At 72.4% G+C, this 18,329-nt stretch carries 16 protein-coding genes and 1 pseudogene; 10 read left to right on the forward strand and 7 right to left on the reverse strand.

Annotated features, from left to right (window positions below; translation table 11 throughout):
• Together AOJ26_RS24315 and AOJ26_RS24320 are read left to right on the forward strand one after the other, a co-directional pair.
• Positions 1-205: pseudogene (locus tag AOJ26_RS24315) on the forward strand (hypothetical protein); the annotation flags it as partial.
• Positions 206-430: 225 nt separating this feature from the next.
• On the forward strand, positions 431-1,042 hold the full coding sequence (locus tag AOJ26_RS24320; protein WP_053850479.1) for a hypothetical protein: 612 nt from the start codon (positions 431-433) through the stop codon (positions 1,040-1,042).
• On the opposite strand, the gene AOJ26_RS24325 is transcribed toward AOJ26_RS24320, so the two are convergent.
• The gene (locus tag AOJ26_RS24325; protein ID WP_234358660.1) at positions 1,017-1,928 is read right to left on the reverse strand and encodes an isocitrate lyase/PEP mutase family protein; all 912 of its coding nucleotides are present in this window, start codon (positions 1,926-1,928) and stop codon (positions 1,017-1,019) included. The genes AOJ26_RS24320 and AOJ26_RS24325 overlap by 26 nt on opposite strands.
• Positions 1,929-2,667: 739 nt before the next feature.
• Between AOJ26_RS24325 and AOJ26_RS24330 the strand changes: the two genes are divergently transcribed.
• The 4 genes from AOJ26_RS24330 to AOJ26_RS24345 all read left to right on the forward strand — a co-directional run bounded on the left by AOJ26_RS24330 (position 2,668) and on the right by AOJ26_RS24345 (position 5,811).
• Entirely contained in the window at positions 2,668-3,054 is a 387-nt protein-coding gene (locus AOJ26_RS24330) for a DUF6153 family protein (RefSeq protein WP_053850481.1), read from the forward strand.
• A 66-nt stretch (positions 3,055-3,120) separates the two neighbouring features.
• Positions 3,121-3,753: a DUF305 domain-containing protein gene (locus AOJ26_RS24335; RefSeq protein WP_053850482.1), complete on the forward strand. Its 633-nt coding sequence runs from the start codon at positions 3,121-3,123 to the stop codon at positions 3,751-3,753.
• A gap of 230 nt (positions 3,754-3,983) precedes the next feature.
• A complete protein-coding gene (locus tag AOJ26_RS24340; protein WP_078960014.1) occupies positions 3,984-5,432 on the forward strand; it encodes a family 43 glycosylhydrolase in 1,449 nt (482 codons plus the stop codon).
• A 70-nt stretch (positions 5,433-5,502) separates the two neighbouring features.
• A complete protein-coding gene (locus tag AOJ26_RS24345) occupies positions 5,503-5,811 on the forward strand; it encodes a DUF3040 domain-containing protein (RefSeq protein WP_053850483.1) in 309 nt (102 codons plus the stop codon).
• A gap of 3 nt (positions 5,812-5,814) precedes the next feature.
• Here AOJ26_RS24345 and AOJ26_RS24350 read toward each other — a convergent pair whose 3' ends face one another.
• On the reverse strand, positions 5,815-6,387 hold the full coding sequence (locus AOJ26_RS24350; protein WP_053850484.1) for an HAD-IIIA family hydrolase: 573 nt from the start codon (positions 6,385-6,387) through the stop codon (positions 5,815-5,817).
• A gap of 157 nt (positions 6,388-6,544) precedes the next feature.
• On the opposite strand from AOJ26_RS24350, the gene AOJ26_RS24355 reads away from it, so the two are divergent.
• Both AOJ26_RS24355 and AOJ26_RS24360 read left to right on the forward strand, forming a co-directional pair.
• A complete protein-coding gene (locus AOJ26_RS24355) occupies positions 6,545-6,976 on the forward strand; it encodes a hypothetical protein (RefSeq protein ID WP_053850485.1) in 432 nt (143 codons plus the stop codon).
• A gap of 22 nt (positions 6,977-6,998) precedes the next feature.
• Positions 6,999-8,312 carry a lanthionine synthetase LanC family protein gene (locus AOJ26_RS24360; RefSeq protein WP_053850486.1) on the forward strand — a complete coding sequence of 438 codons (1,314 nt, stop codon included), beginning with the start codon at positions 6,999-7,001 and terminating at the stop codon, positions 8,310-8,312.
• On the opposite strand, the gene AOJ26_RS24365 is transcribed toward AOJ26_RS24360, so the two are convergent.
• From AOJ26_RS24365 to AOJ26_RS24385, 5 genes are all read right to left on the reverse strand, one after another.
• Positions 8,264-9,418 (reverse strand): XdhC family protein, encoded by a 1,155-nt coding sequence (locus AOJ26_RS24365; RefSeq protein ID WP_053850487.1) that lies wholly within the window; start codon positions 9,416-9,418, stop codon positions 8,264-8,266. The genes AOJ26_RS24360 and AOJ26_RS24365 overlap by 49 nt on opposite strands.
• A 46-nt stretch (positions 9,419-9,464) precedes the next feature.
• On the reverse strand, positions 9,465-10,922 hold the full coding sequence (locus AOJ26_RS24370) for an NCS2 family permease (RefSeq protein ID WP_053850488.1): 1,458 nt from the start codon (positions 10,920-10,922) through the stop codon (positions 9,465-9,467).
• Positions 10,923-11,093: 171 nt separating this feature from the next.
• Positions 11,094-13,484: a xanthine dehydrogenase family protein molybdopterin-binding subunit gene (locus AOJ26_RS24375; protein WP_053850489.1), complete on the reverse strand. Its 2,391-nt coding sequence runs from the start codon at positions 13,482-13,484 to the stop codon at positions 11,094-11,096.
• Position 13,485: 1 nt separating this feature from the next.
• Positions 13,486-14,055 carry a (2Fe-2S)-binding protein gene (locus AOJ26_RS24380; RefSeq protein ID WP_053850490.1) on the reverse strand — a complete coding sequence of 190 codons (570 nt, stop codon included), beginning with the start codon at positions 14,053-14,055 and terminating at the stop codon, positions 13,486-13,488.
• The gene (locus AOJ26_RS24385; protein WP_053850491.1) at positions 14,055-14,945 is read right to left on the reverse strand and encodes an FAD binding domain-containing protein; all 891 of its coding nucleotides are present in this window, start codon (positions 14,943-14,945) and stop codon (positions 14,055-14,057) included. The genes AOJ26_RS24380 and AOJ26_RS24385 overlap by 1 nt, the downstream gene beginning before the upstream one ends.
• A 344-nt stretch (positions 14,946-15,289) precedes the next feature.
• On the opposite strand from AOJ26_RS24385, the gene AOJ26_RS24390 reads away from it, so the two are divergent.
• Both AOJ26_RS24390 and AOJ26_RS24395 read left to right on the forward strand, forming a co-directional pair.
• Positions 15,290-16,963 carry a PucR family transcriptional regulator gene (locus AOJ26_RS24390; protein ID WP_053850492.1) on the forward strand — a complete coding sequence of 558 codons (1,674 nt, stop codon included), beginning with the start codon at positions 15,290-15,292 and terminating at the stop codon, positions 16,961-16,963.
• A 127-nt stretch (positions 16,964-17,090) separates the two neighbouring features.
• The gene (locus AOJ26_RS24395) at positions 17,091-17,864 is read left to right on the forward strand and encodes a hypothetical protein (protein WP_053850493.1); all 774 of its coding nucleotides are present in this window, start codon (positions 17,091-17,093) and stop codon (positions 17,862-17,864) included.
• The last annotated feature ends 465 nt before the right edge of the window (positions 17,865-18,329 follow it).

Here is an 18,329-nt window from a genome sequence, read left to right on the forward strand (position 1 = left end):
CCCCGCCCCAGTGGACCCGACCCCGGCCACCGGCGCCTCCTCGTCCACGTCCCCGCAGGCCGCCGACACCGCAGAGGACGACACCGCGAAGGACGACGACGGCGGGCTGTCGGCGGCCGCCTGGACCGGCATCGGCGCGGGAGTCCTGGTGGCCGCGGCCGCCGTGGCCTTCGCGGTACGGCGGCGGGGCGGGACCGAGGGGTAGGGGGATCGCACGGGCCCGACGGATCCGACGCATCCCCCCACGGATCGGACGCATCCCACGGATCGGACGGCAGGTTCCGTGACGCGTCCTGTCCTGGGGAGTCCGCGGCACATCCCGCCCTCAGGGGTCTCGCGCGCCCCCGTCCCAGGGATTTCCGGCGTGTCCTGGATGAATCCGTCGCCTCCGGGTAGGCCAGCCACACGGCGTACCCGGAGATGGAGTGCCATGACCTGCGCGAACTCCCCTGCACGGCACGGGGCCTGGGCGGTAGCCCTGACTGTCGCCGCCCTCGTCCTCACGGGGGCCTGCGACGACGGCGACGGCGGTGACGAGGGGGCCTCCCGCACGGGCCGGCCCTCCGCCACCGGCTCGCCGGGCCCGACCACGCCCGGCAGCTCCCCCTCGCTCTCCGCCTCCCCGACACCGCCCGCGACCGCGCCCTCGGACCCGGAGCGGGCCGGGGAGGACATCCGGGCGGCGTGGACCGTCCTCTTCGACCCGAAGTCCTCCCTCGACCAGCGCAGTGACGTGGTCGAGGACGGCGACGAGAACGCCCTGATGATCGACAACCTCTTCCGCGACCCGAGCGGCGGCCGGCTGCGCGCCGAGGTGACCTCCGTGACGTACACCTCGGACGTGCGCGCCGAGGTGGCCTACGACCTCACGCGCGAGGGCCGCCGACTGGACACCGGCGGCCCCGGGGCGGCCGTACTCCAGGACGGCGGTTGGAAGGTCGCCCTGCGCACGGTCTGCGCGCTGACGCGGCACGCCGAGGACGCGCCCGAGGCGCCGAGCTGTGTGGTGGCGTCGTCTAGTCCCGCCGGAACAGGTCGTTGAGTTCCGTCTGGGAGAGCTGGTCCGCGGCATAGGAGAAGGTGCCCAGGTCGGCCAGCTCCCGCGCCGCGTCCAGCAGATGGCGGTACATGGCACGGGCGATGCTGCCGCCGACCGTGACCCGCCGGACACCGAGTTCGCGCAGATCGTCGAGGGAGAGGGCGTTGCCGGTCAGGCCCATGACCACGTTGAGCGGGCCGTCGAGCTCGCGGACCAGGGTGCCGAGGGTGTCCGCGTCGGCGGCGCCGGGTACGAACGCGCAGTCGGCCCCGGCCTCCAGGTAGGCGTTGGCCCGCCGTACCGCCTCGTCGAGCGTGCCGCCGACCAGGAGGGCGTCGGTGCGGCCGACCAGGACGAAGGGCTCGCCCTCGGCCGCCAGGGTCTCGCGCGCGGCGCGGACCCGGTCGGCGGACAGCCCTGGGTCGTGGAGGGGGCGGGTGCGGTCGCCGGTGAAGTCCTCGATGTTGCCGCCCGCGGCCCCGGCGGCGAGGGCCTCCGCGACGGTGGCGGCGACGGTCTCGGGCGACTCGCCGTACCCCTCCTCCAGGTCCGCGCTCAGCGGTACGGAGATCCCGCCCGCGATCTGGCGGACCCGGCCCAGCATGGTGTCCCGGTCGACGCGGTCCTCGGGCGGCTGTTCGGCGAAGAAGTCGTGGTCGGGACGTCCGAGGGAGAACGCGACGCCCGCGCTCGTGGTCGCCACGGCCGGGAACCCGGCCGCCTCCAGGATCCGGGCGCTGCCCACGTCCCACGCGTTGGGGAGCAGGAAGCAGCCCTCCCGGTGCAGATCGGCGAAGCGCTGTGCCTTGGCTCGGCTGTCGGTGTCCACACGGTCCTTCCCGGCCCGCCGCCCCTCGACGGACTCCCGGAGAACGTACGCCGCAGACACGCGCGGGGCGGCCCCTTTTCGGGCCCGCCCTCCGGCGCACGTCCCGGGCGCACGGCGCCCCGTCAGGCCGCCCGCGCGCATGCCCCCGGTGGGCGGTGACCCGTGCAACTCACCTCGCGCATGTCCCCGGTGGACGGTGGCCCGTCAGACCCCCGCACGCACATCTGCGGTGGATAGCGAACCGTCAAACTCCCCTGCGCGCACGCTCCCACGACTGGCGCACCACCCCTCCCCGCAAACACACCCGCTGCGCACGCCGAACCGCCGGAACCCCCGCGCGCACGCCCCCACAGCTGGCGCACCACCGCACTCCCCGCAGCGGACGCCGAACCGCCGGAACCCCCAGCACGCTCACCCCGGAAGACGGTGAGCCACTGGAGGCACCTGCGCACACGACTTCAGCGGACGACGGGCACGCGGCTCGCCCCCGCACACACCCGACGGACGGCAGACGGCAGACGGCAGACGGGCCACCGAACACCCCGCGCACATTCCCTGGCCGGAGAAACGTGGTCTCATCGCCCGCAAGCCCACCCCGGCGGACCGCCGGACGCCGGGCGCACGGGCCGTCGACGACCAGTTCTGGCAACGGAGGAGCAGGCGGGACGAGACCGGCACACCGGAGCACCCGACGGCGCGTCGGCCACGGCGTCGCGCGGCCGTACCGCACCCGCCTCGGGACCGCCCGGGTTCCCCTGAATACGCGGCCGCGGCACAGCCCGCCCTTAGGATGAGCCCGATGACCCGCTCCGAGCAGCCCACCGCGCGTCCGCCCCTGTGGCGGGCGCTGCTTCTGCTCGGGCTGCTCATCGGCGTGCTGGGTATGCACGCCCTGGCCCCCGCCGGCGGTACGGGCCGGCACGAGGACCGGTCGGCGCACATGACGGCGGGCGCCGCCGTCGCCGACACGGTCTGCCACGACGGCTGCGGATCGGGCCACCTGCACCACGCCGACGCGACCTGTGCGTCGGGGGCGGTGAGCGGTGGGCCCGTGCTGCCCGCGCTCATGCCTGACCCGTCGGGAGACTCCCCCGGCACCGTCGACCTGTCGTGCCAGACGGCGGGGACCCGGGAAGGCGCCCGCGCGCCGCCCTCCCTCGCGGAACTCCAGCTCCTGCGGATCTAGACACGACGTGCTTCGCCACGTCCAGATCCCTTTTCACAGCATTTTTCACAGCACTGGAGTTCCAGCATGCGCACCACCTGTTCCCTGATCCGCCGTGCCTGTCTCGCGGGGGTCGCCGTGAGCGCCGCCCTCACCCTCACGGCGTGCGGCGGCGACAGCGAGGCCGGTGAGTCGTCCGCCCCGTCCCCCTCGGTGTCCGCCGGGACGTCGGCCGAGTCCTCGGCCGGTGCCCACAACGCCCAGGACGTCGCCTTCGCCCAGGGCATGATCCCGCACCACCAGCAGGCCGTGGAGATGGCCGGACTGGCCGACGGCCGGGCCTCCTCCACCGAGGTCAAGGACCTCGCCGCCCGGATCGAGAAGGCGCAGGGCCCGGAGATCACGACCATGTCCGGCTGGCTGAAGTCGTGGGGCGAGCAGGTCCCCGAGGCGATGCCCGGCATGGACCACTCGGCGCACTCCGGCATGGCCGGGATGATGGACAGCGCCGACATGGAGAAGCTGGCGAAGGCGTCCGGCAAGGACTTCGACTCCATGTTCCTGACCATGAAGGTCGAGCACCACGAGGGCGCCGTCGAGATGGCCACGACCGAGAAGGCGAAGGGTGAGTACCCGGCTGCCAAGGCCATGTCCGGTGACATCGTCACCACGCAGAACGCCGAGATCAGCGAGATGAAGAAGCTCCTCGGCGAGGACTGACACCTCGCGTGCCGTCACGGTGCCCGTGCCACCCGGCGCGGGCACCGTGGCCTCCGGCACGGGACCGCCCCCGGGTCGGCTGTCGAAAGCGTTGACGAGGGCATGACGCACCCCTATCTTCTGACCGAAGTTACGAACCTCGTTCGATATCACGGACGATATGACGGACAGTCGGCATCCAAGGGGCGCCGGTCGATCGCCGACTGCTCCACCGCGGACGGAGAACTCCCTTGAGACGCACCGTAGTCCGGCTGCTCGTGGCCGTGTTCATCGGTCTGGCCGCCACCTTGGCCGGCCCCGGCGCCACCGCGCACGCCGCCGTGCCCGACTCCCCTGCCGTCACCTACACCAACCCGATCGCCGAGAAGCGCGCCGACCCGCACATCTTCAAGCACACCGACGGCCACTACTACTTCACCGCCACCGTCCCCGAGTACGACCGGATCGTGCTGCGCCGGGCGACCACGATCCAGGGGCTGTCGACGGCCGCCGAGACCACGATCTGGACCAGGCACTCCAGCGGGGTCATGGGGGCGCACATCTGGGCGCCGGAGATCCACTACATCGACGGCAAGTGGTACGTGTACTTCGCCGCCGGCTCCACGAGTGACGTGTGGGCGATCCGCATGTACGTCCTCGAAGGCACCGGCGCCAACCCGCTGACCGCCACCTGGACCGAGAAGGGCCAGATCAGGACCACGTGGGAGAGCTTCTCGCTGGACGCGACGACCTTCGTCGTGAACGGCGTGCGCTATCTGGCGTGGGCGCAGCGCAACCCGTCGGAGAACAACAACACCAGCCTGTTCCTCGCGAGGATGTCCAACCCCTGGACGATCCAGGGGACTCCGGCCGAGCTGTCCCAGCCGACGCTGTCCTGGGAGACGGCCGGGTACAAGGTCAACGAGGGTCCGGCGCTGATCCAGCACGGCGGCAAGGTGTTCATGACGTACTCGGCGTCCGCCACCGACGCCAATCACTGCCTGGGCATGCTGAGCGCGTCCGCGACGGCCGATCTGACGAACCCGGCGTCCTGGACGAAGAGTCAGCGCCCGGTGTTCCAGTCCAGCGCCGCCACCTCGCAGTACGGTCCGGGCCACAACTCCTTCACCGTCTCCGAGGACGGGAAGTCGGACGTCCTCGTCTACCACGACCGCAGTTACAGGGACATCAGCGGCGACCCGCTGAACGACCCCAACCGCCGTACCCGCCTGCAGAAGGTCTACTGGAAGGCCGACGGCAGCCCCGACTTCGGCATCCCGGTCGCCGACGGCGTCACCCCGAAGCGCTTCTCGTCGTACAACTTCGCGGACCGCTTCGTGCGGCACTGGGAGTACCGCGCGCGGATCGAGGCGAACGTCTCGCCGCTCGCCGACTCGCAGTTCCGGGTCGTCACGGGCCTGACCGGAACCGGGACGGTCTCCCTGGAGGCGGCCGGCTTCCCCGGCTACTACCTGCGGCACAGGAACTTCGAGGTGTGGCTGGAGAAGAACGACGGGACGACGGCGTTCGCCTCCGACGCCAGCTTCTTCCAGCGGGCCGGACTCGCCGACGCGGCGGGAGTCTCGTACGAGTCCTCCAACTACGCGGGCCGCTATCTCCGGCACTACGACTACCTGCTGTACGTGGAGACCCCGAGCACGGCGACCGACAAGGGGGACGCGACCTTCTACGCCCAGTGACCCGCCGGGACGGTGTCGCGGGTCCTTCTCCGGGCACTAGAGAGGGACCCTCCGGATCCGAGGAGCGACAGTGACGACAGGGCGACTCCCCGATCACGGACAGCGCATACTGGACGAGGTGGGGCGCGCCCTGCGCCGCGACCGCCGACTGGAGCGCCGGCTGCGGACCGGACGGCTGCGCCGGCGGCCCGACCTGTCCCGGGTGGTGCACTACCGGCCGCACGTCCTGACCGTGGGCCTGCTGCTCGCGGCCTCCGTCTCGCTCATGGTGACGGGCATAGTCACCGCACGGCCCGCGGTGATCTGGGCCTTCGCGGCCGTGTGGCCCCTGGCCCTGTACGCGGTGTTCCGTCTGCTGTGCCGCTGGACGGAACCCTGAGCCTCACGCCTCGCCGTCCCCGAAGGCCGACTCGATGGGCCGTTCGTCGACCAGGACCCGCCCCTGCGGCGGCCCCGCGAGCAGCGCGCGTACGGCCGTCAGGACGTCCGGCGCCACATGACCGGCGCGTGCCGTCTCCTCCGGCCGGGTCCGCCGGTCCGGTACGAGGATGCCGTGGGCGCCGACCCGGGACGCGGCCTCGGCGTCCGCGGCGGTGCCGACGACCGCGCAGTCGGTGGCCGCGGTGCACACCCGGCCCGCCGCCCAGAGGATCAGGCCCGGTTCCGGCGGTCGGCAGTGGCAGCCGTCGTCGGGCCCGTGCGGGCACACTCCCCAGATGTCGAAGGGGCCGAGCAGTTCGTCGACGCGGCGGTTGACGGCCCGTACGTCGGCGTCGTCGGCTCCGCCGTGCCGGATGTCCGGCTGCAGGGCGACGAACCCGGTGCGGACGTCGTGCAGACGCAGCATGCCGAGCGCCTCCAGGGCGCCCGGCGCGGGACGCAGCCGGCCGGGGTCGAACGGGTCCTCGGCGAGGATGCTGTCACGGTCGAACAGCACCGTTCGCACGCGCGTCATGCGGCCACCTCCCGGCTCTCGCGTGCACTTCTTCCCCTCGGCGGGTAACCGGGTGCGGCCGGTCCATGTGGGCGGGTGCGCCCCGTCGGGCCGCGCCGAGCATGTGAGACACCTGTGAGATCCCCGCTGAGCAGGCCGGATTCCCTAAGATCGGCTCGTGGTCACCTTCCTCCTCGAACGTACGGCCCCGCTCTCCCAGGACGAGGCCTGGCGCCGCCTCACGGAGTGGCCCCGCCACGGCGACTCCGTCCCCCTGACGCGCGTCAGCGCCGAGCCGCCGGGGCCGACGGCCGAGGGCACGCTCGTCGTCGCCCGTTCGGGGTGGGGCCCGCTCGGCTTCGACGACCCCATGGAGGTCACCGTCTGGCGTCCACCGGCGGAGGGCGTCTCCGGACTGTGCCGCCTGGAGAAGCGCGGCCGGGTGGTGCGGGGCTGGGCCGAACTGGAGGTGCACCCGGGCCCGGGCGGCCGGGCGCGCGTGGTCTGGCGCGAGGAGCTGCGGGTGGCCCTGCTCCCCAGGGCCTTGTTGGGTGCGGCGGCCCGGACGGTGTTCGGACGGACGCTCAACCGGCTGCTGCGGGGGACCTGAAGCGCGTGCAACAGTGGCCCCCATGACGGCGGTTGAGGGTACGACGGTACAGGTGGACGAGGTCGAGGAGCTCGCGGCGGACGGGCTGCGGTGGCTGCTGTCGGCCGCACGGTCGACGGCGGACGGGGCACTGGCCTGGCCCGGCGCGCCCTCACGGGAGGAGACCGACCCGACCCTGTACAGCGGCACGGCCGGGATCGTCGCCGTGCTCCTGGAGGCGTGGCGGCACTTCGACGACGACTACTACGCCGACCTGGCCCTGCGCGCGGGCCGCGGTGTGGCCGCCGCCGTCGACGGCCACGAGGACGACTCGCTGTACTTCGGCCGGTCCGGCATGGCCCTGGTCCTGCACACCCTGGGCGACGAACTGGACGACAGCGCCTGCGCCAGGGCGGCCGAACGGGCGATGGATCTGGTGCGGGCGCACTTCGACGGGGAGCGCTGGGGCGAGCTGTTCGAGCTGATGGGCGGCAACGGCGGGATCGGCCTGGCCGCTCTGAAGGTCGGCGACCCCGGATTCGCCGTGCTCGCGGTGGAGCCCTATCTGCGCACGGCGGAGAAGACTCCCTGGGGCGTCACCTGGCCGTTCCGCCCGGGCCCGGACACCCGCATGCACCACATGTCCCACGGCACGCTGGGCATCGCCTTCGCCCTCGCCCGGAACGGCCACGCGAGCGGCCGCGCCGACCTGGTCGACCTGGCGCTGGCGGGGGTCGCGGACGTCGTGGCCCGCGACGAGGGCGGCCCGGACGGCTTCCTGGTGCGGCACTCCACCCCGCAGTACCTCCCCGACCTGATCGAGCCGGTCAGCTACGGCTGGTGCCACGGCCCCACCGGCGACGCCCAGATCTTCCGGCTGCTGCGCGACACCCACGGCGACCCCGCCTGGGCCGCCCTCGCCGACCGCTGCTGGCACACGGTCACCCGCTCCGGGCTCCCCCAACGGCTGCGCCCCGGGTTCTGGGACAACAACGGCCGCTGCTGCGGCACCGCCGGCGTCCTCGCCCTGGCCTGCGACCGGATCGCCGAACGGACCGCGGGGCAGCAGGCGTACGACTTCGCGCGGACCCTCGTCGCCGACCTCACCGCCCGCGCGCTCCGGGACGGCGAGGGTGCCCGCTGGTCCAACGTCGAGCACCGGGCCACCCCGAGCGAGCTCGCGCCCCGCACCGACTGGGCGCAGGGCAGCGCGGGCATCGTGCGTGAACTGCTGCGGTTCGTCCGGCTGAGCCGGGGCGGCGATGCGGGGTACGCCTTCGCGTGGCCGGACCAGCCCCGGGTGTCCGCTCAGGCCACCGACCCGATCCGCCGGGCCGGTACCGACGTCGCGTCGTGATGGATCGGCGTGTGCGCGCCGGTGAGGGAGACCCCGCTGCCGCCCCGCCGGGCCGCAACGATCTCCGCGGCGATGGACAGGGCCGTCTCCTCGGGCGTACGGGCGCCCAGGTCCAGGCCGATGGGTGACCGCAGCCGCGCCAGCTCCAGTTCGGTCACGCCGACTTCGCGGAGGCGTTCGTTGCGGTCGAGGTGGGTGCGGCGGGAGCCCATGGCGCCCACGTAGGCGACCGGGAGCCTGAGGGCCAGGCGCAGCAGGGGGACGTCGAACTTGGCGTCGTGGGTGAGGACGCACAGGACGGTCCGGGCGTCGACCTCGGTGCGCTCCAGGTACCGGTGCGGCCACTCGACGATGATCTCGTCGGCCTCCGGGAAGCGCGCCTCGGTCGCGAAGACGGGACGCGCGTCGCACACGGTGACCCGGTAGCCGAGGAACTTCCCGATCCGCACCAGCGCCGACGCGAAGTCGATCGCGCCGAAGACGATCATCCGGGGCGGTGGCACGGAGGACTCGACGAGCACGGTGAGCGGGGCGCCGCAGCGCGAGCCCTGCTCACCGATCTCCAGGGTGCCGGTGCGGCCCGCGTCCAGGAAGGCGCCGGCCTCGGCGGCGACGGTGCGGTCCAGTTCGGGACGGGCGCCGGAGCCGCCGTGTCCGCGAGGGTCCTCGGGGCGTACGACGAGTGCGCGGCCGAGGAGTTCGCGCGGTCCGGAGACGATCCGCGCCAGCGCCGTCGCCCGGCCCCCCGCCGCGGCTTCGAGCGCCGCCGCGACGACGGCACGGACGGGATCGCCCGCCCGGACCGGGGTGACGAGGATGTCGATGACCCCGCCGCAGGTCAGACCCACGGCGAAGGCGTCCTCGTCGCTGTAGCCGAAGCGTTCGAGGACCGGCTCACCGTCCTCCAGGGCCTGTCGGCACAGTTCGTACACCGCGCCCTCCACGCAGCCGCCGGAGACCGAGCCGATCGCCGTGCCGTCGGCGTCCACCGCGAGGGCGGCGCCGGGCAGGCGGGGTGCGCTGCCGCCGACGGCCACCACGGTGGCCACGGCGAAGTCACGTCCCTGCTCGACCCACCGGTGCAGTTCGTCGGCGATGTCCAGCATGTCTCGGTCTCCTCAACAGCGGTTGTGTACGGGTGCGTTCGGGCGGCTAGTGCACGCCCATCCAGCTCTCGATCGGATGGAGGGCGTAGTACACCAGGAAGATCGCCGTCAGTCCCCACATGAAGGCGCCGATCTCCCGCGCCTTGCCCTGCGCGACCTTGATCGCGACGTAGGAGATGACGCCCGCGGCGACACCCGCGGTGATCGAGTAGGTGAACGGCATGATCACGACGGTCAGGAAGACCGGGATCGCGGTGGCGCGGTCGGCCCAGTCGACATGGCGGGCGTTCATCATCATCATGGTGCCGATGACCACGAGGGCGGCGGCCGCGACCTCGCCCGGCACGATCGCCGTGAGCGGGGTGAAGAAGAGACAGGCCGCGAAGAACAGGCCGGTGACGACGGAGGACAGGCCGGTACGGGCGCCCTCGCCCACTCCGGTGGCCGACTCGACGAACACGGTCTGCCCGGAGGCGCCGGCCACTCCGCCGATCGCCCCGCCCGCGCCGTCGATGAACAGCGCCTTCGACAGGCCCGGCATCCGGCCCTGCGCGTCGGCGAGTTTCGCCTCGCTGCCGACGCCGATGATGGTGGCCATCGCGTCGAAGAACCCGGCGAGCACCAGTGTGAACACGATCATGCCGACCGTCATCGCGCCGACCTCGCCCCAGCCGCCGAACTCGACCTTCCCGAAGATCGAGAAGTCAGGCATGGAGACCGCACTGCCGTGCAGTTCGGGGGCGCCGCTCGCCCACTGCTTCGGGTCGACGGCTCCGGCGGCGTTGAGGACGACGGCGAGGACGGTCCCGCCGAGGATGCCGATCAGGATGGCGCCGGGGATGCCCCGGGCCTGGAGCATGAAGATCGCGAGGAGGGTGACGGCGAACAACAGGACGGGCCATCCCGCGAGTTCGCCCGTCGGGCCGAGGGTGACCGGGGTCGCCTTGCCCTGGTGGACGAAGCCGGCCTTGTAGAAGCCGATCAGGGCGACGAACAGGCCGATGCCCATGGTGATCGCGTGCTTGAGGGCCAGCGGGATCGCGTTCATGATCATCTCGCGCAGGCCGGTGACGACCAGCAGCATGATGACCACGCCGTACATCACGCACATGCCCATGGCCTGCGGCCAGGTCATCGCGGGCGCGACCTGCGAGGACAGCACGCCGGAGACGGAGAGGCCGGCGGCGAGGGCGAGCGGCACCTTGCCGAAGAAGCCCATGAGCAGCGTGGTGAGGGCCGCCGCGAACGCGGTCGCGGTGATGAGCGCCTTCTGGCCGAGCGTGTCCCCCGCCACGTCCTTGCCGGACAGGATCAGGGGGTTGAGCAGGAGGATGTACGCCATCGCCATGAAGGTGGTGACGCCGCCGCGCAGTTCACGCGCGACCGTGGATCCTCGCCGGGATATGTGGAAGTACCGGTCGAGCCAGGACCTGCCGGCCGGGACGCGGGTGCCTTCTCCCGCGTCGTCGGCGACGGTCGCCGGCTCCAGTGACTGCTGGGTCATGTGGGCCTACTCCCAAGGTTCACAGGGGCACCCGTCAACCGCTTCTGCGGCTGCGGGATTTGGGAAGGTGCTGCGGCCGCACGACCCGGGGGACGGCCCGAGACGAACGAACGGGGTACTCCGGGCGGCGCGGCGAGGTGTGACGTTCCCGGTGCCGCCCGGAGGGACTTGCTAGGCCGTGCCCGTGAGGTGTTCCGGGCGTACCGGCGTCCTGTCGAGCTCCAGTCCGGTCGCGTTGCGGATCGCCGCGAGCACGGCCGGGGTGGAGGACAGGGTGGGTGCCTCTCCGATGCCGCGCAGCCCGTACGGCGCGTGGTCGTCGGCGAGTTCGAGCACGTCGACGGGGATGGTCGGCGTGTCGAGGATCGTGGGGATCAGGTAGTCCGTGAAGGAGGGGTTCCTGACCTTCGCCGTCTTCGGGTCGACGATGATCTCCTCCATCACCGCGATGCCCAGGCCCTGGGTCGTGCCGCCCTGGATCTGGCCGATGACGGACAGCGGGTTCAGCGCCTTGCCGACGTCCTGCGCGCAGGCCAGCTCGATCACCTTGACCAGGCCGAGCTCGGTGTCGACCTCGACGACCGCGCGGTGGGCGGCGAAGGAGTACTGGACGTGTCCGTTGCCCTGCCCGGTCCGCAGGTCGAAGGCCTCGGTGGGCCGGTGCCGCCACTCCGCCTCGACCTCGACGCTCTCGCCCTCCAGCACGTCGGCCAGGTCCGCGAGGACCTCGCCGGCGTCGGTGACGACCTTGCCGCCCTCCAGGAGCAGTTCGGCGGTCGCCCAGGCGGGGTGGTAGGAGCCGAACTTGCGGCGCCCGATCTCCAGGACCTTCTCCCGGACCAGCTCGCAGGAGTTCTTGACGGCGCCGCCGGTGACGTACGTCTGCCGCGAGGCGGAGGTCGAACCGGCCGAGCCCACCTGGGTGTCGGCGGGATGGATGGTCACCTGGGTGACACCGAGTTCGATGCGGGCGATCTGGGCGTGGACGGTGACCCCGCCCTGCCCGACCTCCGCCATCGCGGTGTGCACGGTGGCGACGGGTTCACCGCCGACGACCTCCATGCGCACGCGCGCGGTCGAGTAGTCGTCGAAGCCCTCGGAGAAGCCGACGTTCTTGATGCCGACCGCGTAGCCGACCCCGCGCACGACGCCTTCGCCGTGGGTGGTGTTGGACAGACCGCCCGGCAGCTGCCGTACGTCGGCCTGCTCCCCCGCCGAGAGCCATTGCTGCTCCGGCGGGAGGGGCATCGCCTTGACGCGGCGCAGGAGTTCGGCGACCGGGGCCGGTGAGTCGACAGGCTGGCCCGTCGGCATGATCGTGCCCTGCTCCATCGCATTGAGCTGCCGGAACTCGACCCGGTCCATGCCCACCGCGTCGGCGAGCTTGTCCATCTGGGCCTCGTAGGCGAAGCACGCCTGGACCGCGCCGAAGCCGCGCATCGCGCCGCACGGCGGGTTGTTGGTGTAGAGCGCGATGGCCTCGATGTCCACGTCGTCGACGACGTACGGGCCGATCGACAGCGAGGAGGCGTTGCCGACCACGGCAGGTGAGGCGGAGGCGTACGCGCCGCCGTCCAGCACGATCCGGCACTTCACGTGGGTCAGCTTGCCCTCGCGGGTGGCCCCGTGCTCGTAGTACAGCTTGGCCGGGTGCCGGTGGACGTGCCCGAAGAAGGACTCGAACCGGTTGTAGACGATCTTGACGGGCTTTCCGGTGCGCAGCGCCAGCAGACAGGCGTGGATCTGCATCGACAGGTCCTCGCGGCCGCCGAACGCCCCGCCGACACCGGACAGCGTCATGCGCACCTTGCGCTCGGGCAGCCCGAGGACGGGGGCGATCTGGCGCAGGTCGGAGTGCAGCCACTGGGTGGCGATGTAGAGGTGGACGCCGCCGTCCTCGTCCGGCACGGCGAGACCCGACTCGGGGCCGAGGAAGGCCTGGTCCTGCATGCCGAAGGTGTACTCGCCCTTGACGACGAAGTCGGCGCGCTCGGCGGCCTGTTGGGCGTCGCCGCGGACGATCGGCTGCCGGTGCACGATGTTGGGGTGCGGGACGTGTCCGATGTGGTGGTCGTCGCGGTTCTCGTGGATCAGGATCGCGTCGGGGGCGGTCGCGGAGGCCTCGTCGGTGATGACGGGCAGCTCGCGGTACTCGACCTTGATCTTCGCGGCCGCCCGGCGGGCGGTCTCCGGGTGGTCGGCGGCGACGATCGCGACCGGCTCGCCGTGGTGCCGGACCTTGCCGTGGGCGAGGACGGGGGTGTCCTGGATCTCCAGACCGTAATTCCTCACGTCGGTCGGCAGGTCGTCGTACGTCATGACGGCGTACACACCCGGCAGGGCGAGCGCCTCGCTCGTGTCGATGGACACGATCTCGGCGTGCGCGACGGTCGAGCGCAGGATCTGTCCCCAGAGCATGTCCTCGTGCCACATGTCGGACGAGTAGGCGAACTCGCCGGTGACCTTGAGGGTGCCGTCGGGGCGGAGCGTGGACTCGCCGATGCCGCCCTTGGTCTTCGAACCCTGGGTGATCTTGGTGGGGGTGCCGTTGGGAGTGGACACGTCAGACCGCCTCTCCCTGTCGGGCGGCCGCGAGGCGGACCGCGTCCATGATCTTCTCGTAGCCGGTGCAGCGGCACAGGTTGCCCGACAGCGCCTCGCGGATGTCGGCGTCGCTCGGGTTGGGGTTGCGCTCCAGCATCTCGTCGGCGGCGACCAGCAGCCCCGGGGTGCAGAAGCCGCACTGGACGGCGCCGGCGTCGATGAACGCCTGCTGGATCGGCGCCAGTTCGGTGCCCTCGCCGGTCTGCGAGTCCTGCCCCTTGGCGGACCAGTCCTGGGCGTCCTGGAGCGAGGTCCCGCAGGAGGAACCGCACGACCGCTGCTTCGCGTGGTCCGCGAGCCCCTCGACGGTGACGACCTCGCGGCCCTCGACCTGCCCGGCGGCGACCAGGCAGGAACACACCGGAACGCCGTCCAGCCGCACGGTGCACGATCCGCACTCGCCCTGTTCGCAGGCGTTCTTGGAACCCGGCAGCCCGAGCCGCTCGCGCAGCACGTACAGCAGGGACTCGCCCTCCCACACGTCGTCGGCTTCCTGCGGCCGTCCGTTGACAGTGAAGTTGACGCGCATTACGCAGCTCCCTCCGTGGTGGCGGCGGTGCCGCGGTACGACTCCCAGGTCCAGGTCAGCGTGCGGCGGGCCATGATGCCGACCGCGTGCCGGCGGTAGCTCGCCGTGCCCCGGACGTCGTCGATCGGATTGCACGAGGCGGCGCACAGGTCCGCGAACTGCTTGGCGACCGAAGGGGTGATGATCTTGCCGTTGTCCCAGAACCCGCCCTCCTCGAGAGCGGCGTTCAGGAAGTCCTCGGCCGCCTTGGCCCGCACGGGGGTGGGAGCGGCCGAGCCGATCCCCGTCCGCACGGTCCGCGTCCCGGGGTGCAGCGCGAGCCCGAAGGCGCACACGGCGATGACCATGGCGTTGCGGGTACCGACCTTGGAGTACTGCTGGGGTCCGTCGGCCTTCTTGATGTGCACGGCGCGGATGAGCTCGTCGGCGGCCAGCGCGTTGCGCTTCACGCCGGTGTAGAACTCGTCGATCGGGATGCGACGCGTTCCGCGCACCGACTCGACCTCGACCTCGGCGCCGGCGGCGAGGAGGGCGGGGTGGGCGTCTCCGGCCGGGGAGGCGGTGCCGAGGTTGCCGCCCACACCACCGCGGTTGCGGATCTGCGGGGAGGCCACCGTGTGCGAGGCGAGGGCCAGGCCCGGGAGCTCACCGCGCAGGTGCTCCATGATGTGGGTGTACGGCACCGAGGCGCCGAGCCGCACCGTGTCCTCGCCGACCTCCCATTCGGTGAGGTCGCCGATGCGGTTCAGGTCGAGCAGGTACTCGGGCCGCCGATGGTCGAAGTTGATCTCGACCATCACGTCGGTGCCGCCCGCGATGGGCACAGCGGTGGGGTGCTCGGCCTTGGCGGCGAGCGCCTCCTCCCAACTGGCGGGGCGAAGGAAGTCCATGACCGGCTCTCTTCTTCGTCTTGGGGGACGTACGGATCGAGCCAGATCGTGTGCGGCGGGCCCGGCTCGTTCATGTGCTGTTCACGTGGAGTGGAGTCAGTACACAGCGGCGTACTCCGACGGGGTCAGTCACGGAAACCATGAAGGAGTTGGCTGGTCGGGACCGTCATCTTGTAGATTCGTATGAACGGAGGTCCTCAGTAACCTCTATGTTTTCCTGCGGAAACGTGCGACACAGCCCACGTGACCTGGGACACAGCCCCGGAGGCGGCAGCGGCCGTTCCTCACTCCACCGGCCCCCTCCTCCATCGTAGATTTCGAGACAAAGAACGGCGGCGACGAGAATGCGGCTGCGCGCACTGCTGGACACCGACGCGCTGGGCCTGCGGCTGCTCGGCGGCGAGGACGAACTGGACCGCACCGTGCGCGGTGTGATGACCACCGACCTGCGCGACCCCAGCCGCTACCTCTCGGGCGGGGAACTGGTCCTGACGGGCCTCGCCTGGCGCCGGGACGCGGCCGACTCGGAGCCGTTCGTACGACTCCTCGTGCAGGCCGGCGTGGTGGCGCTGGCGGCCGGCGAGGCGGAGCTGGGCGCCGTCCCGGAGGACCTGGTCGTCGCCTGCGCCCGGCACCGCCTCCCGCTGTTCGCGGTGCACGAGTCGGTGGCCTTCGCGACGATCACCGAGCACGTCGTACGGCAGGTGTCCGGGGAGCGCGCGGGCGACCTGGCGGCCGTGGTGGACCGCCACCGCCGCATGATGACGTCGGGCCCGGCGGGCGGCGGCCCGGACGTGGTCCTCGACCTCCTGGGCTCCGACCTGGACCTGCGCGCCTGGGTCCTCTCCCCGACCGGCCGCCTGATCGCGGGCCCGAAGGTGGCGGGCCCCGGCCTGCCCGCGGACACCTGCGCGAAGCTCGCGGCCGAACACCTGGCGGCGGCCCGCACCGGCCGCCGGGGCCCGCACCGGGTCACGCTCGGCCCGTCGGCGTACTCCCTCTTCCCGGTCCGCAGCAGCGGCCGCTCCCCCCAGGCCTCCCGGGACGTGCGCGAGACCGTCCTGTCCGACTGGCTGCTGGCGGTGGAGGCGGACGCCGGGGACTGGCCGGAGGAACGGCTGGACCTGCTCCAGGGCGTCACCCAGCTCATCTCGGTCGAGCGGGACCGCAGAGACGCGGCCCGCACGGTCCGCCGCCGGCTGGCCCAGGAGGTCCTGGAGCTGGTCCAGACGGGGGCGGCACCGGCCGAGATCGCCGCCCGCCTGCGGGTCGCCGCCCCGGTGCTCCTGCCGGGTCTGGGAGCGGCCCCGCACTGGCAGGTCGTAGTGGCGAGGGTGGAGTGGGAGGGCGGCGAGCTGGAGGGCGGCCCGATGGCGCAGGCCCTCCTGGAGGAGATCCTGGTGGACCCGGCGGCCACCGGCCCCGAGCCCTCCGACCGCATCGCGGTGGCCCACACGGGTGACGAGGCGATCGCCTTGGTCCCGCTCCCCGCGGTCTCGGCCGAGCACGACGGCTCGGAGTCCGGCATCCTGGCGGACGCCCTCCTGGAATCGGTCCGGGATCCCCTGTCCGCGGGCCTGGGCGACGACGGCCGGGTCACCCTGGGCGTCAGCGCGTCGGTGCACTCTGCGGAGGGCCTCAGAGGCGCTCTGGAGGAGGCCCGCCACGCCCGCAGGGTGGCGGCGGCCCGGGCTGGCCGGGTCTGCGCGGCCGGCCACCAGGAGCTGGCCTCGCACGTGCTGCTGCTGCCGTTCGTGCCCGACGACGTGCGCCGCGCCTTCACGGCCCGGCTCCTCGACCCGCTCCGCGACTACGACCGCCGCCACCGGGCCGAGCTGATCCCGACCCTGGAGGCCTTCCTGGACTGCGACGGCTCCTGGACCCGCTGCGCGACCCGTCTCCACCTGCACGTCAACACGCTGCGCTACCGCGTCGGGCGGATCGAGCAGTTGACGGGCCGGGACCTGTCGCGCCTCGAGGACAAGCTGGATTTCTTCCTGGCGCTGCGGATGAGCTGAAACCTGTGGGCGCCCGGACTCCCACGACTTTGTGAATTCCTTCACCCACCCCCTTGGCCGGGCCCGTCGTTTCGTGCTGAGATGCCGCCACCACTCAAAGCTCGACGGCGCGCTCGGGGAGGGCAACGTGGCGCATACCGCCATGTCTGGTAACGGAACGACCGCCGGTGACGATCCACTCCAGACCGCGGTATGGCGGCTGCGTTCACGAGCCTGCTGGGCCGACGCGGCCGCCCTGCTACAACCGGTCACCGCGCAGGCGGCCCTGCAACGAGCGGCACTGCTGGTGGAACGCTGCCTGTACACGGAGCAGGGCTGGCCCGAGGCGGAGGACGCGCTGCGCACCGCCGAGGCGCTGGCCCACAGCGACGAGGAGCGGGGGGCGGCCGCTTGTGAACGAGGGCAACTTGCGTACGCCTCGACGCTGCACGGGGTCCGGGACCGGTCGGACGAGGCGAGGGCGGCCCTGGGCCGCGCCGCGGCGCTGATCCCTCCGGGGGCGGAGGGGCGGGCCCTGCTGGACTTCCGCCGGGGCCTGCTGGCGGAGAACCTGACGCACGCCCCGCAGGCGGCCCGGGCGGCCTACCGCCGCGCCCACGCGGGCGCCACGGCCCAGTCCGACGCCCTGCTGCTGTCCTTCACATGGCGGCACCTCGCCGGACTGGCGCTGCGGGAAGGGGAGTTGGCCGAGGCACGGCACGGCTTCGCCGAATCGCTGCGGATCCGGGAGGAGTTGGGCTACCTGGTGGGCACGGCTCCGGCACTGGCCTCTCTTGCGGACGCGGAGGTGGAACCGGAGGCGTCCCGACTGCGCGAGGAGGCGCGGCGGTTGTACCGGTTGCTGGGCGGCGTCCCCACGTGGCTGGCCCGCCAGCTGACCCCACCAGCGGCCACGGCGTGAGGTCGCGGGGCGGCTGCGGGTCCGTCGTGGCCGGTCGCGCAGTTCCCCGCGCCCCTGGGGAGTTGCAGTCAGCTGCGCCACGAAGGACCGCTCGCCGCACCGCCTGCCACGGAATGTCGTAGGGCGGCTGCGGGTCCGTCGTGGCCGGTCGCGCAGTTCCCCGCGCCCCTGGGGAGATGCAGTCACCTGCGCCACGACGGACCGTTCGCCGCACCGCCTGCCACGGAATGTCGTAGGGCGGCTGCGGGTCCGTCGTGGCCGGTCGCGCAGTTCCCCGCGCCCCTGGGGAGATGCAGTCACCTGCGCCACGCCGCACCGCCTGCCACGGAATGTCGTAGGGCGGCTGCGGGTCCGTCGTGGCCGGTCGCGCAGTTCCCCGCGCCCCTGAGTCGGACATGTGGACGCTCGTGCAGACGCTTACGGCGCGCAGGGGACGGGGTGGGGGGTGTCCGCCCGCAGCGGCCG

Source organism: Streptomyces sp. NRRL B-24085 (genome assembly GCF_001282115.1).
Taxonomy (GTDB): Bacteria; Actinomycetota; Actinomycetes; order Streptomycetales; family Streptomycetaceae; genus Streptomyces.

Excerpts from the sequence above, each read along its gene's own strand:
- AOJ26_RS24390 (WP_053850492.1), top strand. The coding sequence starts at position 15,290 with ATGCGGCTGCGCGCACTGCTGGACACCGACGCGCTGGGCCTGCGGCTG.
- AOJ26_RS24370 (WP_053850488.1), bottom strand. The coding sequence starts at position 10,922 with ATGACCCAGCAGTCACTGGAGCCGGCGACCGTCGCCGACGACGCGGGA.
- AOJ26_RS24380 (WP_053850490.1), bottom strand. The coding sequence starts at position 14,055 with ATGCGCGTCAACTTCACTGTCAACGGACGGCCGCAGGAAGCCGACGAC.
- AOJ26_RS24335 (WP_053850482.1), top strand. The coding sequence starts at position 3,121 with ATGCGCACCACCTGTTCCCTGATCCGCCGTGCCTGTCTCGCGGGGGTC.
- AOJ26_RS24330 (WP_053850481.1), top strand. The coding sequence starts at position 2,668 with ATGACCCGCTCCGAGCAGCCCACCGCGCGTCCGCCCCTGTGGCGGGCG.
- AOJ26_RS24320 (WP_053850479.1), top strand. The coding sequence starts at position 431 with ATGACCTGCGCGAACTCCCCTGCACGGCACGGGGCCTGGGCGGTAGCC.
- AOJ26_RS24365 (WP_053850487.1), bottom strand. The coding sequence starts at position 9,418 with ATGCTGGACATCGCCGACGAACTGCACCGGTGGGTCGAGCAGGGACGT.
- AOJ26_RS24350 (WP_053850484.1), bottom strand. The coding sequence starts at position 6,387 with ATGACGCGCGTGCGAACGGTGCTGTTCGACCGTGACAGCATCCTCGCC.
- AOJ26_RS24385 (WP_053850491.1), bottom strand. The coding sequence starts at position 14,945 with ATGGACTTCCTTCGCCCCGCCAGTTGGGAGGAGGCGCTCGCCGCCAAG.
- AOJ26_RS24360 (WP_053850486.1), top strand. The coding sequence starts at position 6,999 with ATGACGGCGGTTGAGGGTACGACGGTACAGGTGGACGAGGTCGAGGAG.